Source organism: Amycolatopsis plumensis, from assembly GCF_042652605.1.
In the GTDB taxonomy this organism is placed as follows: Bacteria; Actinomycetota; Actinomycetes; order Mycobacteriales; family Pseudonocardiaceae; genus Amycolatopsis; species Amycolatopsis plumensis.
In genome coordinates this window covers 3,240,994-3,261,719 of record NZ_JBHSJY010000001.1, presented here as the reverse complement: position 1 = coordinate 3,261,719, position 20,726 = coordinate 3,240,994, and the positions used below count along the sequence as shown (strand labels likewise).

Annotated in this window: 19 protein-coding genes; 5 read left to right on the top strand and 14 right to left on the bottom strand. The window is 71.0% G+C overall.

Annotation, left to right across the window (positions count from 1 at the left end; genetic code table 11):
- Nucleotides 1–83: 83 nt before the first annotated feature.
- Nucleotides 84–848 carry an ESX secretion-associated protein EspG gene (locus ACFPLC_RS15520; RefSeq protein ID WP_191308996.1) on the bottom strand — a complete coding sequence of 255 codons (765 nt, stop codon included), beginning with the start codon at nt 846–848 and terminating at the stop codon, nt 84–86.
- Nucleotides 849–964: 116 nt separating this feature from the next.
- Here ACFPLC_RS15520 and ACFPLC_RS15515 point away from each other — a divergent pair, with 116 nt between their 5' ends.
- Nucleotides 965–1,210, top strand: coding sequence for a hypothetical protein (locus ACFPLC_RS15515; protein ID WP_191308994.1), 246 nt, complete (start codon nt 965–967; stop codon nt 1,208–1,210).
- A gap of 52 nt (nt 1,211–1,262) precedes the next feature.
- Here ACFPLC_RS15515 and ACFPLC_RS15510 read toward each other — a convergent pair whose 3' ends face one another.
- Nucleotides 1,263–3,176, bottom strand: a complete 1,914-nt coding sequence (locus ACFPLC_RS15510) for a glycosyltransferase (RefSeq protein ID WP_378197235.1) — start codon at nt 3,174–3,176, stop codon at nt 1,263–1,265.
- A gap of 4 nt (nt 3,177–3,180) precedes the next feature.
- Nucleotides 3,181–3,648: a GtrA family protein gene (locus ACFPLC_RS15505; protein ID WP_378197238.1), complete on the bottom strand. Its 468-nt coding sequence runs from the start codon at nt 3,646–3,648 to the stop codon at nt 3,181–3,183.
- A 162-nt stretch (nt 3,649–3,810) separates the two neighbouring features.
- On the opposite strand from ACFPLC_RS15505, the gene ACFPLC_RS15500 reads away from it, so the two are divergent.
- Both ACFPLC_RS15500 and ACFPLC_RS15495 read left to right on the top strand, forming a co-directional pair.
- Nucleotides 3,811–5,145 carry an FAD-binding protein gene (locus tag ACFPLC_RS15500; RefSeq protein WP_378197449.1) on the top strand — a complete coding sequence of 445 codons (1,335 nt, stop codon included), beginning with the start codon at nt 3,811–3,813 and terminating at the stop codon, nt 5,143–5,145.
- Nucleotides 5,142–5,897, top strand: a complete 756-nt coding sequence (locus tag ACFPLC_RS15495; protein ID WP_378197241.1) for a decaprenylphospho-beta-D-erythro-pentofuranosid-2-ulose 2-reductase — start codon at nt 5,142–5,144, stop codon at nt 5,895–5,897. The genes ACFPLC_RS15500 and ACFPLC_RS15495 overlap by 4 nt, the downstream gene beginning before the upstream one ends.
- A 2-nt stretch (nt 5,898–5,899) precedes the next feature.
- Here ACFPLC_RS15495 and ACFPLC_RS15490 read toward each other — a convergent pair whose 3' ends face one another.
- The 6 genes from ACFPLC_RS15490 to glf form a co-directional block, all read right to left on the bottom strand.
- On the bottom strand, nt 5,900–6,478 hold the full coding sequence (locus tag ACFPLC_RS15490) for a hypothetical protein (RefSeq protein ID WP_378197244.1): 579 nt from the start codon (nt 6,476–6,478) through the stop codon (nt 5,900–5,902).
- A gap of 15 nt (nt 6,479–6,493) precedes the next feature.
- Entirely contained in the window at nt 6,494–8,011 is a 1,518-nt protein-coding gene (locus ACFPLC_RS15485; RefSeq protein ID WP_378197247.1) for a hypothetical protein, read from the bottom strand.
- Nucleotides 8,012–8,086: 75 nt separating this feature from the next.
- Nucleotides 8,087–8,734, bottom strand: a complete 648-nt coding sequence (locus tag ACFPLC_RS15480; RefSeq protein ID WP_378197250.1) for a hypothetical protein — start codon at nt 8,732–8,734, stop codon at nt 8,087–8,089.
- Between the two features lie 108 nt (nt 8,735–8,842).
- The gene (locus ACFPLC_RS15475; protein WP_191308978.1) at nt 8,843–9,802 is read right to left on the bottom strand and encodes a decaprenyl-phosphate phosphoribosyltransferase; all 960 of its coding nucleotides are present in this window, start codon (nt 9,800–9,802) and stop codon (nt 8,843–8,845) included.
- On the bottom strand, nt 9,799–10,317 hold the full coding sequence (locus ACFPLC_RS15470) for a phosphatase PAP2 family protein (protein ID WP_378197253.1): 519 nt from the start codon (nt 10,315–10,317) through the stop codon (nt 9,799–9,801). The genes ACFPLC_RS15475 and ACFPLC_RS15470 overlap by 4 nt, the downstream gene beginning before the upstream one ends.
- Complete coding sequence (gene glf, locus ACFPLC_RS15465) at nt 10,310–11,533, bottom strand: UDP-galactopyranose mutase (RefSeq protein WP_378197256.1); 1,224 nt, start codon at nt 11,531–11,533, stop codon at nt 10,310–10,312. The genes ACFPLC_RS15470 and glf overlap by 8 nt, the downstream gene beginning before the upstream one ends.
- A gap of 79 nt (nt 11,534–11,612) precedes the next feature.
- Here glf and ACFPLC_RS15460 point away from each other — a divergent pair, with 79 nt between their 5' ends.
- Nucleotides 11,613–13,679 (top strand): DUF6541 family protein, encoded by a 2,067-nt coding sequence (locus ACFPLC_RS15460; protein ID WP_378197259.1) that lies wholly within the window; start codon nt 11,613–11,615, stop codon nt 13,677–13,679.
- A 104-nt stretch (nt 13,680–13,783) separates the two neighbouring features.
- Here ACFPLC_RS15460 and ACFPLC_RS15455 read toward each other — a convergent pair whose 3' ends face one another.
- Nucleotides 13,784–14,665, bottom strand: coding sequence for an LLM class flavin-dependent oxidoreductase (locus tag ACFPLC_RS15455; protein WP_378197262.1), 882 nt, complete (start codon nt 14,663–14,665; stop codon nt 13,784–13,786).
- A gap of 96 nt (nt 14,666–14,761) precedes the next feature.
- Here ACFPLC_RS15455 and ACFPLC_RS15450 point away from each other — a divergent pair, with 96 nt between their 5' ends.
- A complete protein-coding gene (locus ACFPLC_RS15450; protein WP_378197451.1) occupies nt 14,762–15,562 on the top strand; it encodes an HAD family hydrolase in 801 nt (266 codons plus the stop codon).
- Here ACFPLC_RS15450 and ACFPLC_RS15445 read toward each other — a convergent pair.
- The 4 genes from ACFPLC_RS15445 to ACFPLC_RS15430 form a co-directional block, all read right to left on the bottom strand.
- The gene (locus ACFPLC_RS15445) at nt 15,559–16,287 is read right to left on the bottom strand and encodes a lysophospholipid acyltransferase family protein (RefSeq protein ID WP_378197264.1); all 729 of its coding nucleotides are present in this window, start codon (nt 16,285–16,287) and stop codon (nt 15,559–15,561) included. The genes ACFPLC_RS15450 and ACFPLC_RS15445 overlap by 4 nt on opposite strands.
- A gap of 9 nt (nt 16,288–16,296) precedes the next feature.
- Nucleotides 16,297–17,736, bottom strand: coding sequence for a glycan biosynthesis hexose transferase WsfD (gene wsfD, locus ACFPLC_RS15440; protein ID WP_378197267.1), 1,440 nt, complete (start codon nt 17,734–17,736; stop codon nt 16,297–16,299).
- A complete protein-coding gene (locus ACFPLC_RS15435; RefSeq protein ID WP_378197269.1) occupies nt 17,733–19,598 on the bottom strand; it encodes a hypothetical protein in 1,866 nt (621 codons plus the stop codon). The genes wsfD and ACFPLC_RS15435 overlap by 4 nt, the downstream gene beginning before the upstream one ends.
- Nucleotides 19,599–19,758: 160 nt before the next feature.
- The gene (locus ACFPLC_RS15430; RefSeq protein ID WP_378197272.1) at nt 19,759–20,718 is read right to left on the bottom strand and encodes a lysylphosphatidylglycerol synthase transmembrane domain-containing protein; all 960 of its coding nucleotides are present in this window, start codon (nt 20,716–20,718) and stop codon (nt 19,759–19,761) included.
- Nucleotides 20,719–20,726 lie beyond the last annotated feature (8 nt).

Genomic DNA, 20,726 nt, shown 5'->3' with positions numbered 1-20,726 from the left:
GTCTACTAGCCGGGCACCCTCCGCCACGGCCGTTCACCGATCTTCACCTTCGACGCAGCCGCGGGGCGGGCGGTTCCGCAACGTCAGAACTGGCCTTCGAGCTGGGCGTACAGCTGCTGGGCCAGGCGGGCGTTGTCGGCCGGGGCGTAGGTGATCCAGCGCTGGCCGTCGGCGGCCGCCCGTGAGGACATCAGCCAGCGGCCGTTCGGGGTGTCGAACCAGGCCAGCGGGGGGAACGACCCGCCGCGGGTCTGGGCGGTGAACTGGCCGACGCGCTTCTTCGGCTCCTGGAAGACCCGCTCGATCATGCGCAGCTGCGGGCCACCACCGCCGCTTTGCGAGCGGGGGCCGGTGACGCCGGCGAAGGGGTCGTACGCCTCGTCGCGGCGCTGGTGGCGGGGCTGCGGGGCCGGCCGCGAGATCGTCACCGACTGGCCGGGCGCCGCGGGTGTCAGCGGGAGCAGGTCGACGATCGCGGGCACGATGCCGGTCGGGCGGACCTCCTCGAAGACGATGAGGTTCTCCTCCTGGCGGGCGAGCACCGCGAACTGGCCGTCGGAGGCCACGCGGGCGAACAGGTGGCGGTCGCCCAGCTCGGCGGCCGCGTTGATGGTCACGCTGCCGCGGACGAACGTGGCCAGCGCCAGCTCGGCGTCCGGGTCGAGGCGGCCGCGGCTCCACAGCCCGCGGCCGGTCAGGTCGCGGATGACGGCGTCGCGGATCATCGCCCGCTGCTCGACGGTCGTGCCGACGTGCGGGACCTCGAACGGCGTCGGCGCGCGCCCGAGCCCGAGCTGTTCGAGCAGGATGTCCACCGCCGCCAGCGACAGCGAGAACGAGTGCGGCATTCGCTTCCAACCCCCCGCGGATGAGTCCGGCCTTCGCAAAACGGTAGTCCACCCGACGGCTCCGCCCTCAGCGAACCCACTTGCCCGGCGAAGATCGCCGCTGGTCCGATGGACGCATGGCTGACCCGAAACCCGCCCTCGTCCTGCACCTCGCCACCGGCGGCGAACCGCTGCTGTTCGCGCTGACCACCGAAGAATCCGGGAAGCTGGCGGGCAAGCTCGCCCAGCTCGTCAAGACCGGCGCCGTCGAAACGGTGACGACCAAGGACGACTCGGTGGTCGCGGTCAACTTCGCGCACGTCGCCGCCGCCTACATCGACGACCTCACCCGCAAGAGCAAGGTCTTCGGTCTCCACGCCTGAGACGGCGAAGGCCGCCTCACGACGAGCGTGAGACGGCCTTCGCGGCGAAACCTCAGAGCTTGTACAGGCGCTTCCAGTTCTCGCGCGAGGTGAGCTCGGGCATGGCCCGCTTGTACTGCTCCTGCACCGCCGCGCCTTCCTTGCGCAGCCGCTGGACGACCCGCGCGCCCTGCTTGGCCAGCGCGAACATCTTCACCCGGTCGTAGGACCGGACGCGGACGCCTTCCTGGCTCGCGTCGGTGACCACCGCGGTCTGGAACTGCGCGATGTGCCACCAGTTGGCCTCGTCGATCGGCACCGCGCCGAGCCCGAACTTGCTGCGGCCGAGCACCCGGTCGATGACCCGCCGGAGCAGCACGACGCGCTGCAGGGTGGGCCGCGGCGGGGTGTTGATGATGCCGATGTCGCTGGAGGCGATGCCCGGGACGTCGATCGCCTTGTGGCGCTTAGTCTCCGGGTAGTTCTCGCGGATCCGGCGGATCTCCTTCATCGCCTCGACCCCGCCGTCACGCAGGATCTCCGGGCCCTTCAGGAAGTCCTCGACGGCCTTGATCAGCGTGGCCGACAGGCCGTACTGCATGCCGAGCAGGTAGCGCACCAGCTGCGCGATCAGCACCCGTGAGAGCAGGTTCAGGTTGAACGGCGAGTGCAGGGCCGCGGTGATGATGGAGTTGCGCAGGTTGAAGTACCGGTGCCACTCGTCCCAGTCCTTCATGTGGAAGTCCGCGTGCCACACGCCCGCGCCCGGCAGGGTGACGGTCGGGAAGCCGTGCGCGCGGGCCCGGTAGGAGTACTCGGCGTCGTCCCACTGGAAGAAGAACGGCAGCGGGTAGCCGGTGGCCTTGACGACCTCGTAGGGGATCAGGCACGACCACCAGCCGTTGTAGCCGGCGTCGAGACGGCGTTCCTGGCGGTTCGGCTTCAGCGTCTCCTCGTCCACCCCGAGCAGGTCGGCGGTGGTCAGCGAGTGCTCGACCGGCTGGCCGGGCTCCAGCGTGTTGAGGCGGGCGTACTCGGCGCCGACGTGCAGCTGGTTCGGGTGGAACAGGTTGAGCATCTGGCCGCCGACGATGATCGGGTGGGCGGCGCGGTTCGAGAACGCCGTCATCCGGATGACCAGGTCCGGCTCGAGCAGGACGTCGTCGTCCATGAACAGGACGTTCGCGTGCTCGGTGGCGGTGTGCCCGGCCACCTCGTAGAGGCCGCGGGTGAAGCCGCCGGCGCCGCCGAGGTTCGGCTGCTTGATGTAGTGCAGCTTGTCGCCGAGGTCCTTGGCGACCTGCTCGAAGCCGTCGCGCGACTCGACGAGGTCGGTGCCCTGGTCGGCGACGTAGATCGCGTCCAAGGTGTCCAGCGAGGAGACGTCCGCGGCGAGGGCCTGCAGGTTCTTCAGGCAGTCGTCGGCGCGGTTCATCGTGCAGATGGTCACCGCGGTCGGGCGGATCTTCTCCGGCGCCTCGACCGTCCAGCGGACCTGCTCGACGCGCAGCGTCTGGCCGCCCTCGGTCTCGAGGTCGAGCCAGAGCGCGCCACCGTCGTAGAACTTGTCGAGCTTGCCGGTCAGCGACACCTTCGCCTGCTTGGCGTCCTTGATCTGCTCGGCGGCGACCACACGGGGCTCGCCTTCGACGTCGGACGCGCCCATGGACAGCAGGCCGGTGCCGGTGACGACGGCCTCGACCGAGACCTCGGACACGTTCGTCCAGCGCTGCCAGTAGCTGGCCGGGAACCGGCCGAAGTAGGTGTTGCCCGACACCTTGGTGGCCGGGTCGAGCGTGATCGACGCACGTTCCCGCACGGCCGCGCCCCACTCGAGCTCGGCGTAGAGGTCCTTGCTGACGATCGGCGCCGGGCCGGCGTAGAGCCCGCGCTGCGCCGTCAGGCGACCTTGCGGAGTGTGCTCGGTGAACCGCGTCTCGGCGGCCGCGCCGGTGGTCGGCGCCGGGGTAGCTGTCTTGCCGGGCATTTCCTCAGTTCTCCTTGGTCGACGGCTCGCGGAAAACGACCCACTTGAGCATCACGAAATTGATCACGGTGGCGGTGGCCTGCGACACGGCCCAGCACAGCGTGTGCTGCCAGGCGGACTCCGGCAACACCTGCAGCGCCAGCTGGTTCACCCCGACCGCGACGAAGAACGTCACGGTGTAGAGCAGGACGAACGAGCCGATCTGCGCTTTGCCGTCGCGGCGCCCGCCGGCGAAGGTGAACTTCCGGTTGAGGAAGAACGCCGTGGTCGTGCCCACGATGAAAGAGATAGCGCGGGCGACGTCGACCCACGGTGAGGTGGCCATCCCGGCCACCTGGGTCAGCAGGGTGTAGGTGCCCAGGTCGACCAGGGCGCAGAATCCCCCGATCAGGGCAAAGCGGATGAGCTGGCCCAGCAGTCCCGGGGAGGACTGAGCAGCCGTCACGTCGGCTTGCGGATCGGTCGCCACCACTGCATTACCTCGATACTGAGTCACGGGTCACCCGCGCGGGCGCTTGTGCCTTGATGCGCAAAGTGTAGAGATGAGCACTTCAGGGCCACGTTTCGGGCGTGGTTGGGCGTGGCTACCCTGGTCGGCGTGACCCAAGCACCCAACACACAGCGTCGCACGCTCATGGGCTGGGCGCGGACCGCACCGACCACCGCCGACGTGCTGACCACCGCCGATGTGGAGGTCATCGCCCGCGCCGTGGCCCAGGCCGGTGAGCGCGGCGTGATCGCCCGCGGCCTCGGCCGGTCCTACGGCGACCCGGCGCAGAACGCCGGCGGCCTGGTCGTCGACATGACGGCACTGAACCGGATCCACTCGATCGACCCCGACAGCGCGCTCGTCGACGTCGACGCCGGGGTCAGCCTCGACCAGCTGATGCGCGAAGCCCTGCCGTACGGCCTGTGGGTGCCGGTGCTGCCGGGCACGCGCCAGGTGACCATCGGCGGCGCGATCGCCAACGACATCCACGGCAAGAACCACCACAGCGCGGGCAGCTTCGGCAACCACGTCGTGTCGATGGACCTGATCACCGCCGACGGGCAGGTCCGGACGCTGACGCCGGAGGGCCCGGACGCGGAGCTGTTCTGGGCGACCGTGGCCGGCATCGGCCTGACCGGCATCATCGTCCGGGCGAAGATCCGGATGACGAAGACCGAGACCGCGTACTTCCTCGCGGACAACGAGCGCACGAACAACCTCGACGAGACGCTGGAGCTGGTCAGCAACGGCTCCGACGACAACTACACGTACTCGTCGGCGTGGTTCGACACGATTTCCACCGGCTCGAAGCTCGGCCGCGCCGCCTTCGGCCGCGGCTCGCTCGCGAAGCTGGACGAGCTGCCGCCGAAGCTGCGCGCGAACCCGCTGAAGTTCGACGCCCCGCAGCTGGCGACGCTGCCGGACATCTTCCCCAACGGCCTGGCCAACAAGCTGACCTTCGGCGCCATCGGCGAGCTGTACTACCGCAAGACGCCGAAGGCCGCCCGCGGCGTGATCCAGAACCTGACGGCCTTCTACCACCCGCTCGACATGTTCGGCGAGTGGAACCGGGCGTACGGCTCGAAGGGCTTCCTGCAGTACCAGTTCTCGACGCCGCTGAACGCGCACGAGCCGCTGCGCAGGATCGTCAAGAAGATCGCCGAGTCGGGGCACGTGTCCTTCCTCAACGTCTTCAAGCGCATGGGCGAGGGCAACGCGGCGCCGCTGTCGTTCCCGCACCCGGGCTGGATGGTCTGCGTCGACTTCCCGATCAAGGACGGCCTGAGCCGGTTCTGCCAGGAGCTCGACGAAGACGTCCTGGAGCTGGGCGGCCGGCTGTACACGGCGAAGGACTCGCGCACCTCGCCCGAGACGTTCGCGAAGATGTACCCGCGGCTCGAAGAATGGCGCAAGATCCGCGCTTCCATCGACCCCGAAGGCGTTTTCGCCTCTGACATGAGCCGGAGGCTCGAACTGTGATCGACGCGGTGGGCAACCCCCAGTCCCTGCTCCTGCTCGGCGGCACGTCCGACATCGCGCTGGCGATCGCCGAGAAGTACCTGGCCGAGAAGCCGCTGCGCGTGGTGCTGGCCGCCCGCCCGTCGCCGCGCCTCGACGCGGCCGCGCAGCGCTTGAAGGACCGCGGCGCCGAGGTGTCCACTGTGGACTTCGACGCGAAGGACACGGCGTCCCACCCCGGCGTGCTGGCCAAGGCGTTCGAGGGCGGCGACATCGACGTGGCGGTGGTCGCGTTCGGCCTGCTCGGCGACCCGGAAGAGGTCTGGCAGGACCACGCGAAGGCGGTCGAGCTGGCGACGGTGAACTACACGGCGGCGGTGTCGGTCGGCGTCGCGCTGTCGGAGAAGCTCAAGGCCCAGGGCCACGGCACGGTGATCGCGCTGTCGTCGGTGGCGGGCGAGCGCGTCCGCCGGTCCAACTTCGTCTACGGCTCGACGAAGGCCGGCTTCGACGGCTTCTACCTGGGCCTCGGCGAGGCCCTCGCGCCGCACGGCGTGAAGGTGACGGTCGTGCGCCCTGGCCACGTCAAGACGAAGATGACCGAGGGTCTCAAGGACGCCCCGCTGGCGCAGACGGCCGAGCAGGTCGCGGAAATCGCGGTCGGCGCGGCGCGCGCGGGCAAGGAGCTGGTCTGGGCGCCGGCGCAGTTCCGCCTGGTGATGTCGGCGCTGCGGCACGTCCCCCGGCCGATCTTCCGCAAGCTCCCGATCTGAGTTCAGGCGTCGTCGAAGGCCCGGACCGCGAGGGCCGGGTCTTCGACGAAGAACTTCACCACGCGCACGGTTTCGGTCCGGCCGAGCGGCCGGGTCGCCGGAACCGGCCGGCGCAGCACGGCGACGACGTTGGTTTCCATGTTCTGCGCGAGCACCAGCTCTTCATCGCCCCAGACGAGCGTGCGTGCGCTCGGGTGGGTCTCCTTGCGCCGGGTGAGGCTCGCGATGTCGGCGCGCGGGATGCGCAGATCGAACATCGCGGCGACCCGCACCCGCAGCTCACGGGGTGACAGGGTGTGCGGCCGGGTGATCGACGTAGCCAGGTAAGCGAGCAGCCACGCGGCGGTGTAGATCTCCGCGACGAGCAGGATCGTCCCGCCGACCGCGCCGATGTCCGCGAGCATGAATGCGCCGGCCTCGACCAGCGCAACGGCGAAGAAGACGATGATCATCGGCCGTTGCGGCCCGGCGTAGGGCAGGGCCACGCCGTCGGGCGGGACGTCCTTGCGTCCGCTCAGCAGCAGCCCGATGCTCGAGAACAGCGCGGCTTCGTGCCGCAGCAACCGCCGGATCGCCCCCATGACCGGTCAGGGTACTCAGCCGCCGGTGGCGTGGGCGGGGACCAGGTAGAGGTTCTGGCTGCCCACCCACGGCGAGTCGATGTGCCAGCTGGCCAGGGCCGTCCGGGGTGGGGTGTGGCGGGTGGTCGCCAGGACCAGGTCCGGGCTGATCGGGGCGACGCTGTGGTCGAAGTTGTGGAAGTTGGCTTCCAGCAGCGCGCGGCCGAGGTCGTCGCTGCGGCGCTTGGTCTCGGTGATCGCCGGGTCGACCGCGCCGCGGTCGGAGAACTCGTCGACCAGCTCGCAGTCGCACGCGTACGCCAGTGCGCCAACCTCGCCCGCCGTCTCGACCTTGCGGCCGTTGGCGATGGCCGCCAGCTCTTGGCCGATCTCGCGGTACTCCGTCGTCGACGCGTGGTTGCTCGTGATCGGCGCGAACTGGCGGGGCAGGCCCGGCAGCGCGTACACCGCGACGCTCGCCGCGAGGGCCGCGCCGGCCAGCGTCCACGTTCCGCGCCGGATCCGCTCCGGGACCGCGGAGGCGCAGGCGGCGAGGAAGATCGTCGCGCCGATGATGCTCGGCGCGTAGTACCAGTGGTAGGGCGGCACGCCCAGCCGGCTGTAGGCCAGGTAGTGCAGCGCACCGGCGGCGGCGAGCGCCGCGAACGGCGTCAGGCGGCGGGCCGTCTCCGAGCCGCGGCGGTACTGGACCAGCCAGGCCGCTCCGGCGAGGCCCGCGAGCAGCAGCGGCAGGAACGACAGCGTGGCCGCGGCCGGGAAGTTGCGCCAGTAGAGCAGCGGGCCGTTGGTGAAGCTGAACGGTCCCCACGACTGCTGGCTGATCTTGATGACGAGCGTGTCCGGCACGGCCGAGCCGAGCACCACCCAGCTGAACCCGAACCAGGGCAGCGTGACGGCGAGCGCCGCGAACGCCGTCCGCCAGATGCCGGTCCAGAACTCGCGGCGGACGGCGAACAGCACCGCGGCGATCAGCAGCAGGTCGATCCGGACGAGCGCGAGGAGCCCGATCACGACACCCAGGTGACCCGGGCGGCGCTCCCCCGCGTAGACCAGCGTCCACACCACACCGGTGGCGCCGAGCGTCACCTCCAGCCCGACCGAGGACAGCAACAGCGGGTTGACCAGCAGCAACGCGAACGTCAGGGGCGCGAACGCCGCCGGCAGGCCGGTGCGCTCACCCAGGCGGCGCAGGCCCAGCACGAGCAGCACCTGCGCGGCGACGAACACGACGCCGGCGGCCAGCACGGCGTCGCGCAGCACGAACGTGACCGCGCCGAGGGCGAGGACGTTCAGCGGGGACGTCGCGGTGTTCGCCGTGCCCTGCTCGATCAGGCCCCAGTGGCCGTGGAAGGCGAGGTTCTTCGCGTAGGACAGCGTGATGTAGGTGTCATCGATGAGATGGCTGCTGACCAGGGCGAACACCAGCGCGGAGGCAGCTGCGGCGCCGGCCGGCAGGGCCCACGAGCGGGCGACGGGGATGGCCGTCGGCAGCGCGCGGACGGCGTGGGGAAGTTCTGCGGAGGCGCTTCGCATCCCGGCCACCGTACCCCGCCCGTGATGCTTTCGTGATCTGAGCGGGGTTTGGGTGGCCCAGGCCACAGTGCGGGATCAGATGCCGTCCCCGGAGCCGGTGCCGCCGTTCCCGCGGCCGCCGAAACCGGGACCACGGCCGTCGAAGCCCTGATCGGGGCCGTTGTACTGGCGGTGGACGCCGGGGCGGCCGTCCCGAGGGCCGTGGTGGCTCGCGGCGGCGAGGCCGCCGACGATCCCGGCGCCGACCAGCATGCCGAGCACGCCGACGGCGACGAGCTGGGTGGCCCGGTGGCCCACGAACCGCCGGAACCCGCCGGGCTGCCGCGGGGCGGGCGGGGGCGGGCCCCAAGCGGGGTAGGGCTGACCGGCACTGAGGGGCGTTTGCCGGCCGTGGACGCCGGATTGGTCGGCCGGAGCTGCTCCGGGCGCTGCCGGATCGGCCGCTCCCGCGGCCGGCGCGGTGGCGGCTGGGCCTGCCGGTTGGCGCGGTTCCGCGGGCTCGGCAGCAAACGTGGCCGTGGGAGGTGCTTGCGCTGCGGCATCGCCCTGGCCGGCAGCAGCGGCCGAGGCGGGCGGGGCCGCTGAGTCGGCCGGCACCGCGGCCGGGGCGGGGTGCGCCGCGGTGGGCGGGGTGGCCGCGGTCGGGTGCTCGGCCGTCGGGTGCTCGGCCGTCGGCTGCTCGGGCTGGTCCGGGGCCTTCTGCTCGCGCGGCTGGTCGTTCATCGTCGCTCCTGTGGTCACGGGGACGGGCGCAGTGCCCGCCCCCACCACCTCAGGGTGCGCCGCTCAGCTGTGCGTGACCTGTAACGAAGCTGTCGATTCGCGAAGAGCTCACAGGTAGAACGCGAGAAACAGGGTGATCACCCAGGTCGCGCCGAGCACCTGCAGGATGCGGTCCTTGAGCGCGATCTCCTCGGGCTCGCCCGCGATGCCGCCGTCGACGTCGACCGCGTACCTGAGCACCGCCACCAGGAACGGGACCATCGAGATGAGCGCCCACACCGAGTTGTGCTCGGTCTGGCGGATCTCGAACGCCCACAGGCAGTAAGACATGATCAGGATCGCCGCCGACGTCGCCCAGACGAACCGCAGGTAGCTCGCCGAATACTTCTTCAGCGACGAGCGGATCTTCGCGCCGGTCCGCTCGAAGAGCATGATCTCCGCGTAGCGCTTGCCGGCCACCATGAACAGCGAGCCGAACGCCGTGACCAGCAGGAACCACTGCGACAGCGCGATGCCGCCCGCCACACCGCCGGCGATCGAGCGCATCAGGAAGCCCGAGCCGACGATGGCCAGGTCGACCACCGGCTGGTGCTTGAGACCGAAGCAGTACCCGAGCTGGACGGCCTCGTAGACGCCCAGCACGACCGCCAGCTGCCAGCTGGCGAGGAACGACACGCCGAGGCCGGCCAGGAAGAACACGACCGCGGCCCCGTACGCGACGGGGACCGGCACGATCCCGGCCGCGATCGGCCGGTTGCGCTTGGTCGGGTGGGCGCGGTCGGCCTCGACGTCGATGGCGTCGTTGATGAGGTAGACCGAGCTCGCCGTCAGCGAAAAGGCCACGAAGGCGATGATCGCGTCGATCAGGAGACCGGTGCGATCGGTCGACTTCGAGAACGCGAAGAACGGGGCCGCGAAGACCAGGACGTTCTTCACCCACTGCCGGGGCCGCGCCGTCTTGATGACGCCGCCGACCAGGCCCAACGGCCCACGCGACGCAGGAGGCTCGACAGCCTCGGGCGTCACGGCAGTTTCGTCGCTGTCGCGCTGCTCGGTCGTCTCGCTCATGGGTTCTTCTTCAGCTTCCGTCGTATCAGACCACCGACGAGCCCCCCGAGAGCTGCACCGGCCAGAACGTCTGTCGGATAGTGAACGCCGAGCACGAGCCTCGAGGCCAGCATCGGCGGTACCAGGGCGGGCACCAGGTTACGCCCGGTCAATCCGGAGTAGAGCACCGCCGCCGCCGTGGTGGACGTCGCGTGCGACGACGGGAAGCTCAGCTTGCTCGGCGTGCCGACCAGGACCTCGACGCTCGGGTGGTCCGGTCGCGGCCGCCTGACCACGCGTTTCACCGCGATCGAGGCGGCGTGCGCGCCGACGACACCCGCCGACGCGACCAGCCAGTCCTTGCGCCGCTTCTTGTCGACCGCCGCCCCGAGCAGGCCGAGCGCGAACCACCCGGCGCTGTGCTCTCCGAAGTGCGAAAGGCCGCGCGCAGCCTTCACCGAAGCTTCACTCTTCAGAAAGCTCTGCGCCTTTGCGAGGACGGCCACCTCTCCGGCGGGCTGTCCCTTCTCAAGCATCGAGGGACCCGTCGAGCGGCGCGCCGTCGGTCAGGTGCGGGGCGATCTTGTTGTCGAACGCCGACAGCGCCGAGCCGATGGCCATGTGCATGTCGAGGTACTTGTACGTGCCCAGCCGGCCGCCGAACAGCACGTTCTTCTCGCGCGCCTCTTTCTTGGCCAGCTCGCGGTAGGCCTCGAGCTTCTCGCGGTTCTCCGGCGTGTTGATCGGGTAGTACGGCTCGTCGTCCTCGCCCGCGAAGCGGGAGTACTCGCGGAAGATGACCGTCTTGTCCTTGGGGTAGTCCCGCTCCGGGTGGAAGTGCCGGAACTCGATGATCCGGGTGTAGGGGACTTCCTGGTCGTTGTAGTTGACGACCGAGGTGCCCTGGAAGTCACCGGTCGGCGCGACCTCGGACTCGAAGTCGACCGTGCGCCAGGTGAACTTGCCCGCCGAGTAGCCGAAGTAGCGGTCCAGCGGCCCGGTGTAGACGGTCGGGGTGCCGGCCGGGATGTGCTCGCGGACGTCGAAGTAGTCGACGTTCAGCCGGATCTCGATGTTCTCGTGCTCGGCCATCTTCTCGAGCCACGCGGTGTACCCGTTGACGGGCAGGCCCTCGTAGGTGTCGTTGAAGTACCGGTTGTCGAAGTTGTAGCGGACCGGCAGGCGCGTGATGATGTTCTCGCCCAGGTTCTTGGGGTCGTTCTCCCACTGCTTCGCGGTGTAGCCCTTGATGAACGCCTCGTAGAGCGGGCGGCCGATCAGCGAGATCGCCTTCTCCTCGAGGTTCTGCGCGTTGGCCGTCTCGAACTCCGACGACTGCTTCGCGATGAGCTCACGAGCCTCGTCCGGGGTGTGCGACTTGCCGAAGAACTGGTTGATCAGGGCCAGGTTCATCGGGAACGAGTAGACCTGGTCCTTGACCCGCGCGAACACGCGGTGCTGGTAGTTCGTGAACTCGGTGAAGCGGTTCACGTACTCCCACACGCGCTTGTTCGACGTGTGGAACAGGTGCGCCCCGTACTTGTGCACCTCGATCCCGGTCTCCGGGTCGGGCTCCGAGTACGCGTTGCCACCGAGGTGGCTGCGCCGCTCGAGGACGAGGACCTTCTTGCCCAGCTCGGCCGCGGCCCGCTCGGCGACGGTCAGGCCGAAGAAGCCGGACCCGACGACGACGAGGTCGTAACCTGCGAAATCGGCTTCAGTAATCTGTGCGGGGTTCGTGTGCGCGCTCACGGGCGTCGAGGGTACGGGGGTCGCTGACCCGCCCCGCACCCGACTATCACATTTCGGCCTACGACACACCTGGAAAGCAGTGCCTGCACCCGAGGACTTCTGGAGCTACTTCGCCGCGGTGGCTACCTACGTGGCCGTGCTGGCGGTCCCCGGCGGGGTCGTCGGGTGGGCCGCCGGCCTGCGCGGCTGGGCCTTGGCCGGGCTCGCGCCGCTGCTCAGCTACGCCATCACCGGCCTGGCCGGCCCGTGGCTGGCGATCGCGCGCATCCCCTACGGCTCGCTCAGCGTGGCCGCGGTCACCCTGCTGCTCGCCGCCGTGCTGTCCGGCCTGCGCCGCCTGGCCATGGCGCGCGGCTGGCTCAAGCCGGACGACGGGGAACCGGCGTGGACACGGCGGGCGCACCTGGCCGTCGCGGCCTGCGTCACCATCGCCGTGGCCGTGTCGATCGTCGTGGTGGTGACCGGCCGCGGCGGGACGACGGCGGTGTTCCAGCGCTGGGACACCGTGTTCCACGCGAACGGCATCCGCTACATCGCCGAGACCGGCGACGGCTCGCTGACCGGCATGGGCACCATCAACTGGTACCCCGGCGGCTCCTTCTACCCGAACGCCTACCACCTGGTCGGCGCGCTGGTCTACGAGCTGTCCGGGACGTCGATCCCGGTGACGCTCAACGCGATCACCATGCCGATCGCCGGGCTGTTCGCGCTGGCCATGGCCGCGCTGGTGCGCCAGCTCGGCGGCCGCGCGGTGTTCGCCGGCAGTGCCGCGCTGGTCGCGGGCGGCGCGACGACCGGGGCGTACGAGTCGGTGTCCAGCGGCCTGCTGCCCTTCGCCCTCGGCATCGTGTTGACGCCGCTGGCGGTCATCGCGCTCCAGCGGTTCCTCGCGCGGCCGGGCGCCGACAGCGGCGCGGTACTGGCGCTCAGCGCGACCGGCCTGCTCGCCGCCCACTCGAGCGCGTTGTTCGGGGCGATCCTGTTCGCGTTCCCGCTGGTGGTGCAGCGCTGGTACCGGGCGCTGCGCGGCAGGCTTTTCGGGGGTCCGGGTGGCGAAGCCCCCGGCCCGGAGCGAAGCTCCGGTTGTCACAGCCGCCGCGTCGACGGTGTTCCCGAGGGCACGCGCGCCTGGCGGGTCGTCGGCGGTGACGTGCTGCGGATGCTGCCGGTGATGGTGGTGGCCGGGGTGATCGCCGCGCCGATGATCTTCGGCGCGATCGGCTTCACGTCCGGCTCGTACCCGTACCACGCCTGGGGCTCGCACATGCCGGTGTGGAAGGCGCTGGCCATGCTGGCGACCTTCAAGCAGGTGCTGCCGGTGCCGCAGATCTGGCTGACGGTGTTCCTGGCCGTCGGCGTGCTGACGCTGGTCGCGCTGCGGCGGATGCGCTGGCTGGTGCTCTCGGCCCTCGGGTTGTCGGCGTTGTTCGTGGTCGTCGCGTGCTTCGGCGGCGAAGACTGGGTGATCAGCCTGTCGCGGCCCTGGTGGAACGACCGGTTCCGGCTGATGGCGCTGGCGTCGATCCCGATGTGCCTGCTCGCCGCGCACGGCATGAGCGAGACCCAGCGATGGCTCGCGAAGCAGGCGAGCGGACGCGCGTGGGTGCGCGCGCGGCCGTGGCTGACCGGCCGGGTCGGGCTCGCGACGGCGGTGCTGCTCGTCGTCGCGATGGGGGTGCTGACCGGCGGGTTCTACCGCGCGGCCAACGCCAAGACGGTGTCGCTGCTCTACTACAACGGCCTGCCCGGCGAGGTGGTCCCGCCGGTCAGCCAGGACGAGATCGACGCGATGGACCACCTCGGCACGCTCGGCATCCCCGCCGACCAGAAGGTGCTCAACGACCGGCTCGACGGCACGGCCTGGATGTACGCCCTGACCGGGGTGCACCCGGTGGCCGGCCACTACGACGCCGGTGTCGCTCCCCCGGACGCGCTCTACCTGGCCCGGCACTTCGCCGACTTCGACAGCGACCCGCAGGTACGCGCGGCCGTGCAGCGGCTGAACATCCACTACGTGCTGATCGGCAGCGGCACCATCCGCCGGGACACGCCGATCGCGCGGGGCCTGCAGCACCTGGACGGGCACGACTTCCTGCGGGTCGTGTACCGGAACCCGGGCGCGGTCATCTACCGGATCGTGAAGTAGCACGCTCCCATCCCCTGCCGCCGCTGTCGTGAGTGGTAAGGCGGGTTCTAACCCGCCTTACCACTCACGACCAGCCGCGGGAGGGCGCACAGGGGTGGGTGGGGCTAGTGCAGCTCCGGCAGGACGTCGCTCGCGACCTGCTCCAGGACGGCCTCCCGGCCCTCGTAGGGCGACGACGACCGCGGCCAGTGCGAGACGACGTCGGTGAAGCCGAGCTCCTGCGCGCGGCCCACGGCGTCGCGGAACGCCTCCACGCTGCTCAGCGAGAACACCGGCGACGCGTCCAGGCTGACGAACCGCTGGATGCTCGCCCGGTCGCGGCCCACCGCGTCCAGCCGCTGGTCGAAGACCTCGGTGAGCTGCTTGATCCCGGCCCACCACTCGTCGGCGGTCTTGCCGCCCTTGCCCGTCGTGACCCAGCCGGCGCCGAAGCGCGCGGCGAGCGTCATCGTGCGCGAGCCGTTCGCCGCGACGACGAACGGCAGCCGCGGGCGCTGGACCGGGCCCGGCAGGTTGCGGGCCGCGCGGGCCCGGTAGTACTCGCCGTCGAAGTCGAACTTGTCGGTCATGAGGAGTCCGTCGAGCGCCTCGACGAATTCGGTGAAGCGGTCCACGCGCTGCTTGGGCGTCAGTTCGGGGGCGTCGAGCACCGCGCCGTCGTAGTGGGTGTGGTCGACGCCCGCGCCGATGCCGAGGACGAGACGGCCGTCCGAGATGTCGTCGAGGGTGTTCAGCTCGCGCATGAACGGCACCGGGTGCCGGGCGACCGGGGACGCGACGAAGGTGCCCAGCCGGATCCGGGACGTCACCGTCGCCGCCGCGGTCAGGGTCGGGATCGCGGAGAACCACGGGCCGTCGACCAGGGTGCGCCAGCCCAGGTGGTCGTAGGTCCAGGCGTGGTCGAAGCCGTACTCCTCGGCGGCGCGCCACTTCGGCTCGGCGGCCCACCAACGATCTTCCGGGAGAATCACGATGCCAACTCGCACAATGCCGGACACTATCGGTCACCACCGGCTGTCGCACGGATGGGAACGCCTTCGCCCGAACGTGTCAGGGACAATGGTGGGGTGGAGAGACCCCAGTTGATCGCGTCCGACGTCGACGGCACCCTGCTCGGCCCCTCCGAATCGCTCAGCGCCCGCACGATCGCGGCCGTCCGCCGGGCGATCGAAGCCGGGGTGCCGTTCGTGCTGGCCAGCGGGCGGCCGCCGCGGTGGATCGCTCCGATCGCGAAGCCGCTCGAGCTCACCGGGTACGCCGTGTGCGCGAACGGCGCGGTCCTGTACGACTGCGGCCGCGAAGAGATCGTCGAGGTGCACGGCCTGCTCGAGCCGACGCTGCTGCACGACATCGCGCACGCGCTCGACAAGGCGCTGCCCGGCTGCCGGCTGGCGACCGAGCGGGTCAGCACCGGCGCGGTCGACCACGACATGCGCAACTTCGTGATCGAACCGGACTACCACAACCCCTGGGGCGACGGCGAGGGCCGCACCGGGCCGCGCGCCGAGGTCCTCGGACACCCCGCGATCAAGCTGCTGGTCAGCCACCGTGGGATGGCGTCGCAGGAGATGGCGGACGCGATCACCGCCCTGTTCGACCGGGACGTCGACGTCACGTACTCGTCGTCGGGCGGCCTGGTGGAGCTGTCCGCGCACGGCATCACCAAGGCGACCGGCCTGGCCGACGTCGCCGCGCGGTTCGACGTCGAGCCCGAGCGGGTCATCGCGTTCGGGGACATGCCCAACGACGTCGAGATGCTGCGCTGGGCGGGCCACGGCGTCGCGATGCAGAACGGCCACCCGCAGCTGCTCGCGGTGGCCGATGAGGTCACCGGGCCGGCCGGTGAGGACGGCGTTGCACAGGTCCTCGAGCGCTGGTTCTAGCCCCGGTCGAGCTCGGCGGCTTCGGCCGGGGTCGGCGCCGTGCCGCCCAGGTGGGCGGGCAGCCACCAGCGTTCCTCGTCCGACGCCGGCTGGTCCGGGTACTCGGCCTGGGCCCGGTCGAGCAGCGCGCTCATCCGGGTGCGGAGTTCCTTCGTGACGACGTCCCAGTCGTCACCCTTCGCCGGGTGCATCGGCTCGCCGATGAGGATGGAGATCGGCACGTGGCGCCGGGTCAGGTCCTTCGGACGGCCCTTCGTCCAGAGCCGCTGGGTGCCCCACAGCGCCATCGGCACCACCGGGACGTCGGCCGCCGCGGCCATCCGGACCGCGCCGGACTTGATCTCCTTGACGGTGAACGACCGGCTGATGGTGGCTTCCGGGAAGACGCCGACGACCTCGCCCGCCTGCAGCTTTCCGAGCGCTTCGCGGTAGGAGGCCAGCCCGGCGGAGCGGTCGACGGAGATGTGGTGCATGCCGCGCATCAGCGGGCCGGCGATCTTGTTGTCGAAGATCTCCTTCTTCGCCATGAACCGCGTCAGCCGCTTGGCCGGGCGCGCGCCGAGGCCGCAGAAGATGAAGTCGAGGTAGCTGATGTGGTTGCACGCGATGACCGCGCCGCCGCGGCGCGGGATGTGCTCCGCGCCTTCGATCCGGATGCGGTTGTCGAGTACCCGGAACATCGTCCGGGCCGCCGCGATCACGGGCGGGTAAACCAGGTCGGCCATCCGGCCAGGTTACGGGACCGTAGGTTCGGAACGGCGGTTCAGCGGGGAAGAACACAAAACGAGCGCGATCAAGATCGAAAACAGCGCGACGGACTGGTGCTTGATGCCTTCGATGCCGTCGCCCAGCGCCGCGGTGCCGAACTGCGTCACCGAGACGGCGAACAGGAACACCACCGGGACCGCGAGCGCCGTCCGGCGCTGCAACCAGGCCCTGACCAGCACGAACAGCCAGATCGGCACCAGCGCGAACAGCCCGAGCGGGGCGATCAGGCCGGTCAGCCACGAGACCACCGGCACCCGATACTCCTGCGCGTGCGGCGAGAACCCGGCTTCCCGGTCGAAGCTGCCGAGGTAGTCCGGGCGGGCGGTGAGCTGGTCGGCGGCCGCGCGGTCGAGCACTTCGAGGGTCCGGCCGGGATGGGCCGCGAAGTACGTGACGACGTTCCGGCGGCTGATCTCGTCCCGGTACCGCGGGTACTGCGGATCCATGGTCGCCGGGTGCGGGTGCCACCAGCCGTTGCCGGCGTATTGCGCGAACTCCGGCGGCAGTCCGAGCTCGGCCAGGTCGGCCTGCGTGTCGTGCTTCCCGTCGACGATGTTGAGGAAGATCGAGTTGAAGGCGTTGATCTCGCGCGAGTCGTCGCCCGGGAAAGCGCTGTACGTGCCATCGGGCGCTCGCGCGGGCTCGACGCTCCGCTGCGCGGAGAACGTCACAGCGCCGATCAAGCCGATGACCAGCGCCGCCGACGCCCAGCGCTTGACCCCGCGCAGCGAGCCCGGCCGGACCAGCAGGATCGCCAGCGCGAGGATCGGCAGGATGGTGAGCGTCTGGACCTTGGCGTTGACGGCCAGGACGCCGCCGGCGAACGTCACGGCCATCCCGGCGTAGCTCCACCGGCCCTCGCGCGCCGTCAGGAGCAGGCCGCCGGCGGCGAGCAGCAGGCCGAGGAAGGCCGCGCCTTCGCCGAGGATCGCGGCGAAGTACCCGAAGAACGCCGAGTCCGCGACGACCAGCAGCAACCCGGCCGCGACGAACAGCCGGGTCCGGCGCGGGTGCGGCAGGCCGAGCACGATCGCGGCGATCGCCGCCGCCGCGATGGTGCTGCTCAGCAGGCCTAGGATGACGAGGCTCAGCGTGCCGGGCAGGCCGATCAGCCTGCCGATCCGGACGGCCAGGTCCGCGAGCCAGCTCTGCGTCAGCAGGTACGTCGGCCGGCACGGCGGCGCGCCCGGCGGGGGCGTGTAGGCGAGGTGGACGAACGGCTCGGGCAGGCCCTTCCAGGTGATCCCGGCCCCGCACAGCACGCGGCCGCCGTCGCCGTTGTTGGACATCGCGATCGGCCGCGGGACCAGGAAGCGCACCACGAACAGCGCGAACGCCGCGCCGAACACCCCGAGCCCGAGCCGGGCCTCGGCGCCCAGCTGCCGGTCCGGGGCCGCGAGCTTCACGAAGGACAGGGTACGTAGCGGAAGTCCGGACCCTTGTCGAGGTCGGCGACCAGGGACTTCGCCTGTTCCGCCCGCGGGTAGACCGAGACCCAGTAGGGCGTGCCGACGCGGCGGAAGGTCGCGACCTCGTACTTGCCCGCGTACACCGGGTCGATCGCGCAGTGCTGGCGATCGGCGTAGCCGCCGTCGGCGGGCACGGCGACGGTCGGACGGCGGCCGTTGACGACGTAGTCGTAGTCGGTCGCGATGCCGCCGTCGTGCCGGCCCTCGCGGGCGATATGGTCGTCGGTGCGGCCGAGGACGTCGATGATGAGCAGCTGCCCGCCGTGGGCGGCGAGCGCGCCGGGCGCGGCGGCGCTGACCACCGACCCGGGCGGCAGGTAGTCGCCGAGCCAGCCGCCGATTTCGGCGAGTTCGGTGCCGTGCGAGTGCCAGACGCGCACGCGGTCGAGCATCTCGGGGCTGAACACCGAGACGAGCACCGCGATGCCGGCCAGCCCGCAGGCGGTCACCGGCACCAGCCGCGGCGCGAGCGGTTTCGGCCGCGGCGACGGCTTCGCCACGAAGTCCGCGGTGAGCACGCCGTACGCCCCGGTGGCCGCGACGGCCAGCAGCGGCGGGAGCGGGGCCAGCAGCCGCCACGACGGACCGGGATCGCCGCCGATGAGCACGGCCGCCGCGGCCAGCCCGGCGGCCATCGCGAACAGCAGCCAGAGCAGGGCCCGCGCCTCGACGGCGGGGTCATCCGGGGATTCGCCGCGCGCATCCGAAACGCGGGCGGTGCCACGCGGGCCTTCGCCGCGAGCCCGGGGCCCTGCCACCCGGGCCGCCGAAACGCGGGCGGAGTCATCCGGAGCCTCGCCCTGCGCCGGGGCTCCCGAAGCCCGAGCGGTGTCACCCGGGCCTTCACCGCGTGTCCGCGACACCGCGAGCCGCACCCCCCGAAACGGAGCTGTGCGACGCAGCACCAGCGCGACCGCGGCGACCAGGCCGAGCAGCAGGAAACCCTGGTGCGCCAGAGCGAACCCGGCCAGGTACGGCCAGCCGGTGGCGACGTGCTCGCCCAGCGGGCCGCCGAGTTTCGCGGCCAGGGGCGCGGGGAGGAAGTGCTGGTAGAATGTCGCGCGCCAGGCCAGCCTCGGGATCAGGAAGACCAGCGCGCCCTGCGCGTACCCCACCGGCGCCCACCAGCTGTGCTTCCCCCGGAGTGCGGCGCCCACCAGCCACAGGCCGGCCAGCACGGCGATCACCAGGCCTTCCGGGCTGGTCATCACGGCGAAGGCGACGAGCACCCCGGCGACCACCGGGCGCCGCGCCGCGAGCGCGTAACCGACGGCGAGGACCAGCAGCACGAACAGCGGCACTTCGGAGCCCGATGCCCCGTAGACGGCGAGGCCGCCGGCGCTCGCGGTGAGCACTGCGGCGGCCACCCCGATCGCGGGCTGCGGGGCCGCGCCGTCCGGGGCGGCCGCGGCGACGATCCGGTTGACCAGGAAGCAGGACAGGAGCACGCAGCCGAGCGCGGCGAGGACTCCGAAGACGACGGCGGTGGTGCGGACGTCGGCGCCGAACGCGGCGCGCGGCAGGGCGACCAGCACCAGCCAGGAGAAGTTCGTGTAGCCCTCGACGCGTTCGCCGGGGTTGAAGACCGGGCCGTTGCCGTCGGCGATGTTCTGCGCGTAGCGGAAGGTGACCAGCGCGTCCTCGGTGACCGTCGCGAACAGCAGCTGGTGCAGCAGGGACAGCCCGAGCGTGAGACTGAGGACGAAGCCACGCCAGCCGCGGTCGGTGTCGAGGCGGTTCCACGTCAGCACGACGATCGCGGCGACGACCAGCCACGCCACCACGACCGCGTAGACCACCCGGCCCCCTCTGCCTCGTCACCCGCACTTGCCGCCAGGTTATCGACCAGCAGCGGCGGGGTGTTTCCCGTGGCAGGCGAGTATCACCCCACCAGCTGATCGGCGTTGTCCACAAGTACCGGAACGCTGGGGACAGGCTGTGGACAACTTGGGGACAGGCTCAGGCCACCGAACGAGCCGAGCGGGCCGCGACAGCCGCGAAGCCGGCCGTCAGGAGGTCCGCCACCGTGAACATCACGCGGGAGGCCACCGCGAACGCCGTGGCCTGGCCGACCGTCAGGCCGCTGGCCGTCAGGACCGCGACCTGGGCCACCTCGCGGACGCCGACGCCGCTGGGGAGGATGAACGCGAACGTGCCCACCGTCATCGCCACGGCCATCGCGCCCACGCACAGGACGAAGCCGCCGAGGCCCGGCGCGCCCACCGAATTGGCCAGCAGCCACAGGTGGACGCCCTGCAGGCACCACGCCGCCGTCGAGGCGCCGAAAACCTTGCCGATCACCCGCCAGCCCAGGGGGTGCTGCAGCGGCGGACGGCGGAGGATCCGCAGGACGAGCGAGGTGCCCCAGGTGAGGATCTTCGGGTGCAGCATCGCCAGGCCGAGCGGGATGAGCACGAACAGCCACAGCGCGCGGGGGCTGTTGCTGAACACCGCCGGGGCCGCCAGCAGCGACACCACCAGCGCCGACACCACGCCCACGCCGAGCTGGATCAGGGAGCCGGTGAAGATCCGGGCGCGGGCCAGGCCCGCCTTGCGGCCGAGCTCCATCTGCAGCAGGTACGCCCAGACCGAGCCCGGCACGTACTTGCCGAGCGAGCCGACCAGACAGATCTGGGCGCCGCGGGCGTAGCCGATCGGCTCGCCGAGGTCGTCGACCATCATCTGCCAGCCCCAGGTCGACACCAGGATCGCCGCGACCAGGGCGGCCAGGCTGAGCAGCGACGACTCCCAGGCGACGTCACGCAGGGTGTGCCAGAACTCGCCCCAGTTGGCCGCCAGCTGCTTCGCCGCGAAGCCGATGACCAGCAGGATCGCCACCCACCGGACGACGTCGAGGATCTTCGCCCGGGTGGACTTCGGCTGCTTGCCCGCGGCCGGCAGGTCCTCAACTGTCGTCATCGACGGCT

What these genes read in the sequence shown, in the direction of transcription:
- ACFPLC_RS15520 (WP_191308996.1), bottom strand. Translation starts at nt 848, where the DNA reads ATGCCGCACTCGTTCTCGCTGTCGCTGGCGGCGGTGGACATCCTGCTC.
- ACFPLC_RS15515 (WP_191308994.1), top strand. Translation starts at nt 965, where the DNA reads ATGGCTGACCCGAAACCCGCCCTCGTCCTGCACCTCGCCACCGGCGGC.
- ACFPLC_RS15510 (WP_378197235.1), bottom strand. Translation starts at nt 3,176, where the DNA reads ATGCCCGGCAAGACAGCTACCCCGGCGCCGACCACCGGCGCGGCCGCC.
- ACFPLC_RS15500 (WP_378197449.1), top strand. Translation starts at nt 3,811, where the DNA reads ATGGGCTGGGCGCGGACCGCACCGACCACCGCCGACGTGCTGACCACC.
- ACFPLC_RS15490 (WP_378197244.1), bottom strand. Translation starts at nt 6,478, where the DNA reads ATGGGGGCGATCCGGCGGTTGCTGCGGCACGAAGCCGCGCTGTTCTCG.
- ACFPLC_RS15485 (WP_378197247.1), bottom strand. Translation starts at nt 8,011, where the DNA reads ATGCGAAGCGCCTCCGCAGAACTTCCCCACGCCGTCCGCGCGCTGCCG.
- ACFPLC_RS15480 (WP_378197250.1), bottom strand. Translation starts at nt 8,734, where the DNA reads ATGAACGACCAGCCGCGCGAGCAGAAGGCCCCGGACCAGCCCGAGCAG.
- ACFPLC_RS15475 (WP_191308978.1), bottom strand. Translation starts at nt 9,802, where the DNA reads ATGAGCGAGACGACCGAGCAGCGCGACAGCGACGAAACTGCCGTGACG.
- ACFPLC_RS15470 (WP_378197253.1), bottom strand. Translation starts at nt 10,317, where the DNA reads ATGCTTGAGAAGGGACAGCCCGCCGGAGAGGTGGCCGTCCTCGCAAAG.
- ACFPLC_RS15445 (WP_378197264.1), bottom strand. Translation starts at nt 16,287, where the DNA reads ATGGCCGACCTGGTTTACCCGCCCGTGATCGCGGCGGCCCGGACGATG.
- ACFPLC_RS15430 (WP_378197272.1), bottom strand. Translation starts at nt 20,718, where the DNA reads ATGACGACAGTTGAGGACCTGCCGGCCGCGGGCAAGCAGCCGAAGTCC.